Genomic DNA, 9,962 nt, shown 5'->3' on the forward strand with positions numbered 1-9,962 from the left:
ATGCGATCATTGAAGATCCTGTTGTTATCCTCGGCATTCAACGGTTTGACCCAGCGGGCCTGGCTGGATTTGCGCCAGGCGGGTCACGACCCCAGCGTTGTGGTATTCACCGATGAAACTACGGTGTGTCGCCACGTCGAGGCGTCAGGCGCCGACCTGGTGATCTGCCCATTCCTGAAGGACCGTGTACCACAGCAGCTATGGAGCCACCCGCAGCGCCCGGTGGTGATCATCCATCCCGGCATCGTCGGTGACCGTGGCGCCAGCGCACTGGACTGGGCCATCACCCAGCAGGTCCGGCGCTGGGGCGTCACGGCCCTGCAGGCCGTGGAGGAAATGGACGCCGGGCCGATCTGGTCGACCTGTGAATTCGACATGCCCGCCGATGTACGCAAATCCGAACTGTACAACGGCCCGGTGAGTGACGCGGCGATCGTCTGCATCCGCGACGTGGTGGAAAAATTCGCCAATGGCTTCGTCCCGGAGCCCCTCGACTACACGCAACCTAGCGTTATCGGGCGGTTGCAGCCGAACATGACCCAGGCTGACCGCACCTTCAGTTGGTTCGATTGCGCAAGCTTCATCAAGCGCAGCATCGACGCCGCCGACGGCCAACCCGGGGTGTTGGCAAGCCTGCTGGGCGGGCAATATTACCTGTACGACGCGCACTTGGACTCACGCCAGGGCACCCCGGGAGACATCCTCGCGGTACAGGACGACGCCGTGTTGGTGGCAGCAGGGGATCACAGCCTGTGGATCGGCTCGCTCAAACGCAAGGCCCAGCCAGGGGAGGAGACCTTCAAGCTGCCGGCTCGCCATGTCTTGGCTGAACAACTGGCTGACATTCCGGTGTTGAACAGCTCGATCGCGCAACAAAGCTTCAATGCGCTGGCCTATCAACCGATTCGCTACCGGGAGGCCGGTCACGTCGGCGAACTGACATTCGAGTTCTACAACGGCGCCATGAGCACCGAACAATGCCAACGACTGGTGGCAGCATTGCACTGGGCCAAGGCGCGAGACACCCAAGTGTTGTTGATCAAGGGCGGGCGCGGGAGCTTTTCCAATGGTGTACACCTCAATGTCATCCAGGCCGCCAAAGTGCCGGGGCTGGAAGCCTGGGCCAATATTCAAGCCATCGACGATGTGTGCCGGGAGCTGCTAACCGCCAGGCAACTGGTGATCAGCGGCCTGACCGGCAGTGCGGGCGCAGGCGGCGTGATGCTCGCGCTGGCCGCTGACATTGTATTGGCCCGTGAGGGTGTAGTGCTCAACCCGCATTACAAAACCATGGGGCTCTATGGCTCCGAGTACTGGACCTACAGCCTGCCACGGGCCGTCGGCAGTGAGATCGCGCACAAGCTCACCGAAGAATGCCTGCCCGTCAGTGCCGTCCAGGCCTTGCAGCACGGCATGGTTCAGGACATCGGCCCACGCTGCCCACACGCCTTTGATCTGTGGCTCTCTCAACAGGCCCAAAGCGCGCTGACCGATGAGAAGTATCTGTACGCACGCACCCGTAAAGCCACGCTGGATAGTCAGCAGGTTGAACGTTGCCGCGAACATGAGCTGGTACAGATGCAGTTGGATATGGTGCAAAACCGCCAACAGTTTGCCGAAAAGTGCCGAAACTTCGTGTTTAAACGCAAAACCTGCCAGACCCCGCAGCGCTTGATCGCGCCCTGGGCGGTGACGTACGAGGCCGAAGTCCCGGAATGCTGAATGGCTGACCGATCCTCTACGGTCGACGCGGGAAGGGCCCAGCCTCGCATTGGGCAATAGGGTTCCCCATAATGGAGGCCAATTCGCCCAAACGCTCAGACCAGAGGCCCCATGGAACTGCACAACCTGAACGATAACGCAGCGCTCGTATGAATCGTGCGCTGTTTATTTCGTTGGATGGGCCCAAGGCCACCGGCAAAACCACGCTGTTGGAGGCCGTTACGACAGCATTGAGGGCCGACAACAAAAAGGTTGTCCGTCTGTGCGAGCGCAAGAGCGATCCCTATCGAGCGCAAACGATGGCTCTGGTTAACACATTCGCCAGAGATCCCAGCCGGGATCTGGAACTTGAGGTGTGTGAACGCTTTGCCGACAGCCGTCGCTGGATTACCCGGCACGTACTGGCTGCCCAGCCACCTGACAGCATCATCCTGATGGACCGTTGGTACCCCTCCGATGCGGCGTTTCGTCGATTGATACCGTTTAAAGATATCCTTGCGCTGAACCTTGATCGACAGGTGCAAGTGCCGGATCTGCATGTGGGGGTTGTCACCACTGCGCAAATATCCTGGGCGAGGGCAGCGACACGACGGCGCGGGTTGAGCAGTACGGTGATGCATAAGCTGGAGGAGCAGGTTGTGTGTACCGAGGCGTTTGAACGGGCGGCTGTGGGGCAGGGGTGGGTGATGTGTCGCAATGAAGGGACGATTGAGGAGGCGATGAGGCGGGTGGTTTCGCAGATATATAAAGTCCTTTGATCGAATTCAACATGAAGGGCGCTAGGCTAAAAACAGAACGGCTGCGACACATCAGTAGCTTCAATAAGGTTTCCCTCGTACCCCCTAGAGTTCCACGCCAGGAGGTACGAGAGAGGTAAGCCATAGCCCTTAAACCAATCCTTCGCGTTTGTATTGATTTGCCGAACTGTCAGCGGGCTTGGGTTTTCTGGAACAGGTCAGCTGGTAAGCAATTGCCAACCATAGGAACCATCCCGGCATGACCATCAACGCAATTCGGGTATCTGGTCTCAATGCCAGCAGACAAAGAACAAAGCCCAGAAACGCCAAAGAGAACCAGGCCATCGGCGCACCGCCAGGCATCTTGTAGGCCGATTTTGCATGCAGGTCAGGACGAGTTTTGCAATAGGCAATGTACGACGCGAGGATCGTCGACCAAGTGAAAATCACCAGAATTGCTGACACGGTAGAGACGATGGTGAACGCGGTCATGACTTCTGGAACGATGAACAGCAACAACACGCCCAGCAGCATCAACAAGGTGGTGAACGCCAAGCTCGGCAGAGGCACGCTATTGCTCGACAGACGCCGGAAAATCCCCGGAGCGTTGTCCTGATTAGCCAGTCCGAACAGCATCCGGCTGGATGAAAATACGCCACTGTTGGCCGATGAGGCGGCGGATGTCAGCACCACAAAGTTGACGATACCGGCTGCTGCGGGGAACCCCGCAACCAGAAACAGCTCGACGAAGGGGCTCTTGTTGGGCGAAACCTGTTGCCAGGAAGTCACTGCAATAATGCAGGCCAGTGCCAGCACATAAAACAAGATGATTCTGAGCGGAATCGAGTTGATGGCTTTAGGCAGGGTCTTTTCGGGGGAGCGCGTTTCGGCGGCTGCGGTGCCGATCAGCTCGGTGCCCGCAAACGAGAAAATCGCCATCTGAAACCCGGCAAAGAAACCGAACAAGCCGTTGGGGAATGCGCCCTGTTTATCCAGCAAGTGGTTCAGGGACGCGGTGACGCCACTGGGTGAGACAAAGGAGCTGGCAATCAGCACGATGCTCACGCCAATCAGGGCAACGACGGCAATGATTTTGATGATCGCGAACCAGAACTCCACTTCACCGAAGAGCCTGACAGTCAGCACGTTCAAGGCGAACAGTGTTATCAGCATGCCAATGGCCGGTATCCATGCGGGTACATCAGGGAACCAATACTGAAAAAAACCACCCACCACGACTGCATCACCTATCACTGCAACGCTCCAGCTTAGCCAATATGACCAGCCGAGAAAGAATGCTGCGCGTGGGCCAAGATAGGCACCGGCAAAATCAGCGAAGGTTTTGAAGTTCAAGTTGGAAAGTAACATTTCGCCCATGGCACGCATGACGAAGTAGACGAACAGTCCGATGATCATATAGATGAGGATGATCGACGTGCCGGAGAGGGCGATGATCTTCCCGGAACCCATGAACAGGCCTGTCCCGATAGCACCTCCCATGGCCATTAACTGAATGTGACGATTGCTGAGTGTGCGCTGCAGCGCGGGCTGTTCAACCCGCTCGGACGGAGTCGATTTCATTACAAAACCTCTTGATTTTATGTTTTTGAGTTTTGGTAGAAAAGTGGGTGTCACATGACCTTGATTGAGATGTAACGGCTACTGACGGTGGTGGTTTGCGGATGGCAGGCTTTTCCTCCGCTAACAAGGTGCACGGCCAATAAAAAAGTCATGTTTTTGTTCTCCGATTCAACAGTCGAAAGGCTGCGATTCAGGCGCGTTTGCTCTCGTAACCATGCAGCACATTGACGGCATTGATCCCGATTTCATCAACCATGTACCCGCCTTCCATCACAAACAGGGCAGGGCAGCCCACGCCGGCTATCAGCTCGCCGATGCCGATGAAGTCTTCGCTTTCAAGCAAAAAGTGGCTGATGGGGTCGTCCTTGAAGGTGTCGACGCCCAGTGAAATAACCAGCACTTCAGGGGCAAATTGTTGGAGTTTCTTGCAGGCGTGGAGCAAGGCGTTGCGGTAGCTTTCCCAGGAGGTGTTCTTCGGCAGCGGATAGTTCAGGTTGTAACCTTCGCCGTGACCAGCGCCGACTTCGTGGCTGTAGCCTGAGTAGTACGGGTAGGACACCGTCGGTTCGCCGTGCAGCGAGACAAACATGACGTCACTGCGCCCGTAGAAAATATTCTGGGTACCGTTGCCATGATGAAAGTCGACATCCAATACCGCGACACGCTTGGCGCCTCGGGTAATAGCCTGCTGTGCGGCAATGGCTGCGTTGTTCAGATAGCAATAGCCGCCCATGTATTCACGTGCTGCGTGATGGCCGGGCGGGCGGCATAGGGCAAAGGCACTGTCGTGACCTTCATCGATCAGCGCCAGTCCTGTCAGCGCGATATCGGCACTGGTTTTTACCGCCTGCCATGTGGTGGCGGTAATGGGTGAGCCGGCGTCCATGGCGTAGAAACCCAGCTTGCCGTCGATGAAAGTCGGAACTTGCTCGTTGGCCAGATCACGCACTGGCCATACCAGCGGCAAGGCATCGTGGGTGCGCCCGGTTGCGCACCATTCAGACCAGGCAGATTCCAGAAAAGTTACGTAGCGCTCGCTGTGCGCGTTGACATAGCACGACCGATCAAATGCTTGCGGTTCGATGATCTGGCCAAGCCCTACCTGTTTGACCCGATTGTGGACGGTATCGGCCCGACTGGGCTGTTCGAAGGACGGCTTGAGCACGCCGTCTTTCAATTCGGTGCCGTGGTGCAAACGATGGGAATCACTGAAAACTGTAAACATTGTGCGCATCCGTTGATGTGGGCCAGTGCAAATATTCTGTTCCGGCTCTGACGCGCTTTCTTTGCTTTGTTTTCGTGGTTTACTGGATTATTCGGGCGTTTTTACTCAGGAATGACGTAATGCAGAAAAAAACATCCAAACGCATCAGTCTCGATGACACCGACCTGGCGATTCTCGCGTTGCTGCAGGAGGATGCGAGTATTTCCAACTCCGAGCTCAGTGAGCGCTTGTCGTTAAGCCTGACACCTTGTTGGAGGCGGCGTAAGAGAATGGAGGAGGCGGGCGTGATTAAAGGCTACCAGGCGAACCTTGATCGACGAATGCTGGGGCTGGATATCATGGCGTTCGTGCACATCCGTTTTTCCACCCACGCCGACCATGCTCCCGATGCTTTTGAGGCGGTGATTGCTCAACTGCCTGAAGTGTTGTCTTGTCACAAGATCACCGGGGATGCCGATTACGTGCTGCAAGTGTTGGCAGAGGACCTTGATAGCTACAGTGACTTTATCGAACAGGTGCTCAGGCGTCAGGTGGGTATTGCGTCCATCCAGTCCAGTCTGGCTTTACGCGAAATTAAGACCAGTAGCCGTATCGCGATACCTAAATCGATTAAGGCGTGAATGGGCAGGGGTTAGACCACGAAGTGGAACCCTGTCTTTAACCGCATAGCCAAGGAGTGCGGCTGAAGTACGCCTTTATCAAGCAGCGCGCAGGCGACTATTCGATTCGACGGCTTTGCCTGACGCTGAAAGTCCATCCCAGCGGTTATTACGCCTGGCTGTCTGAGCCGCAATCTGTACGCGCCAAAGGCGACCAGCGACTGCTGGGTTTGATCAAGCATTCCTGGCTGGAGAGCGGCGGCGTTTATGGCTATCGCAAAATCCACGACGATCTGCGCGAGGTCGGTGAGGATTGTGGTCGTCATCGTGTGGCGAGGCTAATGCGTCTCGAAGGTCTGCGTTCTCAGACAGATTATCGACGCCGCCCTGGAAAGTACGGCGGTAAGCCAGCGGTCGTCTCACCCAATTTGCTGAAGCGCCACTTCGATGTTGTGGAACCCAACAAGGTTTGGGTAACCGACATCACGTACATTCGTACGTATGAAGGCTGGTTGTATTTGGCGGTGGTACTGGATCTGTTTTCTCGGCAGGTCGTTGGCTGGTCAATGAAGTCGCAGATGACCAGTGATTTGGCCATTGATGCGTTGTTGATGGCGGTTTGGAGGCGTAAGCCGAAGCAAGAGGTGATGGTTCATTCCGACCAAGGCAGCGAGATGTTCTACAACGTAAAACGCCGCCATGGTTTCAACAATCAGCTGTCGCCGGTAGGGTTTGAAAAGCGTTACGCAATGAGCTTGCAAGGTGTCTAGAGAATCCGGGGCGATTCAAGGTAACCGAGAAGAAGGACAGGATAGTCGTCAGTGACAGTGTTCCTTCACAATATCAAATTTAACAAGTGGGCGATGTCATTTGTTCATGGGCGATCCTTACATCAATCAATGCCTGAGTTTTTCTACGAGTTGTGGAGCCTGATGTTCACAGATTTATGTTCATGAGGGCCTCTGGCTTATCTGTAGAAGACTCCTAGGGATTGTCGGCCGCCTCAAGCACCGAGGTGCTGACAGCAGCGCTTTGCACGATGGAATCAAGAAGGTGTTTTGGCTGGACGGATACGATCAATCCGCTGGAACACCTGGCCTTTCTCGATCCCGGCAACTGTTATCCGGTTGATGATGGTGAGTGCAGACGTGTGGAACGTGGTTGCTTCGTGTCTTGATGGTCGATGTTCATTGACCCTCGGTATCAGGCTCACGCATGTTGAAGGTCACCCGATAAAGTATGCGAGCGCTAGCCTTAAATCGCCTGAACAGCGAAAATCTCTTACGTTGCGTACGGAGGGCACTATGGCTGTGTTTACGCTTGGTCATCCACCGCACGTCTTTTGATATTTGAAAATGCGAAAAAACGAATACGTTATCGGTTTATTCTTGCGTAAGCGTAATAAGATATAAATCTATATACAGTCAGGGTAAAGACGCCCGATGCACTTCCCGTTTTCTTCTCAAAAAATTAAAGCAAAAGCCACAGTAACGAGTGGCTTTGTCTTTTCTGCGATGTAAAAATAGGCACTTTGGCGTTTTTCTTTGTTTTGCGAGATTTTAATTGCGGCAACACTTGAAAACGCGTTGGCCGGTACGGCCTTCACATCAGTAATCGCTTGGAGCTATTATTTGCACATCGTGAAATGAGCTGCGGTTCCAAATTGGAGATGCGCGGTTTAAAATTGATAAATACTGATCATGGATTCGCTGTTAGAGTATCGTTAAAGTTTTCGCGATATGGCCGCCTCTGCGCGCCGCGTCAATCATACCAAGCAGATTGGAAGTATTGAACTTATATAATAATCTGAGTTTGTAAGCGCTCGCAGTCTTATGGCTGATCATTAAAAGCTTAGCTATCTCCTGATTGTTCAATCCCTTTGCCAAAAGTGCCAGGATATCGGTTTCGCGTCTTGTCAGCGTTACTGGCTTTGTTGAGTACGATGAATAGTTGTGATTAATGGCCTGTTGCATTTTTTGTGTGATATATGGGAAGTGACTCTTGCCTCTTAGCAGGTCTTTGATAGCACATTGTATTTCACTCAGTTCAGCAGTTTTTGAGACAAAGCCGGAGGCGCCGGCTTTCAAACAGCGGATTAAATAATTCTCGGCATCATAGGCAGTGAATGCGAGTATTTTGGTTGAGCAATTACCGAAGGTCAGTAAAGAGATCACGTCCAACCCGTGTATTTTTGGCAGGTCGAGTTCCAGGATGAGCAGGTGCGGCTCAAGCCTGTTCACCATGTTCAGAGCTTCCTGCCCATTCTCAGTTTCGGCGACGACAGTGTGGCCACTCTGTTCCAGTAGTCTCTTGATCGAATAACGCATCAACGCATGGCGGTCTGCGACAACAATGGTGCTCATCCGTAAAGTCCTTTTCCGAGTAACGTGCCCGATGCTATAGGGGGGCAAGCCCATCGCAAGTAAGGCCGGCCTCATTCGATGAGGGCAGCACTTAGTTAAATATGGTTTTGGAGGTGCTGGCAAAAAAATTATCGTCAGTGCGAAATGTCTTTAGTCATTGTAGGAAATATCTATAAATAAACCGCAAGAAAGTCCTGTATCGTCGTTTCGGTCTTCTGGTAGTTGTATTGGAAGGTGTATGTCGAGATAGTTGCGCCTTAATGGGGTGTCTGCTAGTTGCGCGGTGGCAAACTTAATTAATAAGGATATGGTATGAAAAGTGTTTCTTTGAAAAAACTGATTGCATCTAGTTTTCTTTGCGCATTGATTGCGCCTTCGCTGGCCTATGCGGCGGATGGGATTGTAAACTTCTCGGGCAGCATCACAGATGTGACCTGTGACATTAACGGCCAGGGGCCAGGCGACGGCAACGTGACCAATGTGGAACTTGGCCGGATCGCGCCAGGTACATTTGCCGCGATTGGCAACGCGTCACCGTTTGTGCCGTTCAAGCTGCAATTGTCGGGTGCGCAATGCACTAACGACGCCAAGGTTTCGATCGATTTCGATCAAGTTGAGAACATCGATTCGGTCACCGGTAATCTCAAGCTGATTGGCAGTGCACCTGCAACAGGCGTGCAGATTCAAGTATTCAACGATACGGCCAATGGCAAGAAAATCCAGCTGGGCCAAAGAGAAACAACGCCTCAGGTGGCAGTGGTCAAAGGCAATACTGCGACCTTGTCCTACAAAGCGTCTTACGTATCGACCGCGCCTGCTGTGACTCCGGGTTCTGGCATTTCGTTCGTGCGCTACACGCTGGCCTATCAATAACCGCTGACGATGCAGGAGGTGGTTCATGGCGCCGATAGCGCGTACGTATTCTCTCGCCATCGGCGCTGTATTCCTCGGGCTGTTTGTGCAAGCGTCCCAGGCAGCCATTGTGGTGCAAGGCACTCGAGTGATTTTCCCTGCCAATGTGGATGACGTGACGGTCAGGCTGGCAAATTCAAGTCGTGAGCCGGTACTGGTGCAAAGCTGGGTGGATGATGGGCATGCAGAGATGGCCCCTGAGGATGTCCAGGTTCCCTTTGTTGTCGCGCCTGCGGTCAGCCGGATTGACCCCAGTGGTGGAGCGGTGTTGAGGATCAGTCGAACCCAATCTATTGCTGTCGCCGACCGCGAATCGCTGTTCTGGCTCAATGTGCTGGAAACCCCGCCGCGCAGGGCGTCGCATGATGCGGTGTTGCAGTTTGCCTTCAGGACGCGACTCAAGCTGCTTTACCGTCCGACTGCGCTTGCATCGGGCGTAGACGCTGCTCCCGAGCAGCTCAAATGGACGGTTGTGGCGACGCCCAAAAGGACTGGAGCGACGAACCTTGAGGTGGCGAATCCGACGCCGTATTACGTGTCCTTCGGCCATGTCGAAGTTGACTGCGATGGCCAGGCGTTTCCCGTCAAAACAGGGATGGTGGCACCGTTCGGCAAGACAGTGCTCACAACCTCAATCCGCTTTAACTGCCACGCTAGTCGGCCAAAAGTGCGTTACGAAGCCATCAATGACTATGGCGCAAGGCGGATGTTCGAGCAGCCCGTAGGCAAATAACGCCACAGGCCTCGCGCTTCTTTCCGGTTCCGGCACACAGCCGTGGTATGGGACTGACTATGTTTTTACCTGTTCGATTTCGACCGAGAG

Annotated in this window: 8 protein-coding genes and 1 pseudogene; 6 read left to right on the forward strand and 3 right to left on the reverse strand. The window is 54.2% G+C overall.

The genetic code is table 11. The annotated features are described in order from the left end of the window. Both E3O56_RS19230 and E3O56_RS19235 read left to right on the forward strand, forming a co-directional pair. Complete coding sequence (locus E3O56_RS19230) at nt 1-1,722, forward strand: hydrogenase maturation protein (protein ID WP_223018286.1); 1,722 nt, start codon at nt 1-3, stop codon at nt 1,720-1,722. Between the two features lie 149 nt (nt 1,723-1,871). Further along, entirely contained in the window at nt 1,872-2,480 is a 609-nt protein-coding gene (locus E3O56_RS19235; RefSeq protein ID WP_248128794.1) for a dTMP kinase, read from the forward strand. 129 nt (nt 2,481-2,609) lie between these two features. Here the strand turns inward: E3O56_RS19235 and E3O56_RS19240 are convergent, their stop codons facing one another. Continuing rightward, nucleotides 2,610-4,040: an amino acid permease gene (locus tag E3O56_RS19240; RefSeq protein WP_078821377.1), complete on the reverse strand. Its 1,431-nt coding sequence runs from the start codon at nt 4,038-4,040 to the stop codon at nt 2,610-2,612. A gap of 190 nt (nt 4,041-4,230) precedes the next feature. Then, complete coding sequence (locus E3O56_RS19245) at nt 4,231-5,265, reverse strand: histone deacetylase family protein (protein ID WP_078821376.1); 1,035 nt, start codon at nt 5,263-5,265, stop codon at nt 4,231-4,233. 119 nt (nt 5,266-5,384) lie between these two features. Here E3O56_RS19245 and E3O56_RS19250 point away from each other — a divergent pair, with 119 nt between their 5' ends. After that, complete coding sequence (locus tag E3O56_RS19250; protein WP_216091352.1) at nt 5,385-5,885, forward strand: Lrp/AsnC family transcriptional regulator; 501 nt, start codon at nt 5,385-5,387, stop codon at nt 5,883-5,885. 50 nt (nt 5,886-5,935) lie between these two features. After that, nucleotides 5,936-6,634 (forward strand): annotated as a pseudogene (locus E3O56_RS19255) (IS3 family transposase); the annotation flags it as partial. 942 nt (nt 6,635-7,576) lie between these two features. On the opposite strand, the gene E3O56_RS19260 reads toward E3O56_RS19255, so the two are convergent. Then, entirely contained in the window at nt 7,577-8,227 is a 651-nt protein-coding gene (locus E3O56_RS19260; protein ID WP_248128796.1) for a response regulator transcription factor, read from the reverse strand. A gap of 312 nt (nt 8,228-8,539) precedes the next feature. Between E3O56_RS19260 and E3O56_RS19265 the strand changes: the two genes are divergently transcribed. Together E3O56_RS19265 and E3O56_RS19270 are read left to right on the forward strand one after the other, a co-directional pair. Beyond that, the gene (locus E3O56_RS19265; RefSeq protein ID WP_104912347.1) at nt 8,540-9,100 is read left to right on the forward strand and encodes a fimbrial protein; all 561 of its coding nucleotides are present in this window, start codon (nt 8,540-8,542) and stop codon (nt 9,098-9,100) included. A 25-nt stretch (nt 9,101-9,125) separates the two neighbouring features. Next, entirely contained in the window at nt 9,126-9,872 is a 747-nt protein-coding gene (locus tag E3O56_RS19270) for a fimbria/pilus periplasmic chaperone (RefSeq protein ID WP_248128798.1), read from the forward strand. Nucleotides 9,873-9,962: the final 90 nt, after the last annotated feature.

Source organism: Pseudomonas sp. W2Aug9, from assembly GCF_023127755.1.
Lineage (GTDB): Bacteria > Pseudomonadota > Gammaproteobacteria > Pseudomonadales > Pseudomonadaceae > Aquipseudomonas > Aquipseudomonas synxantha_A.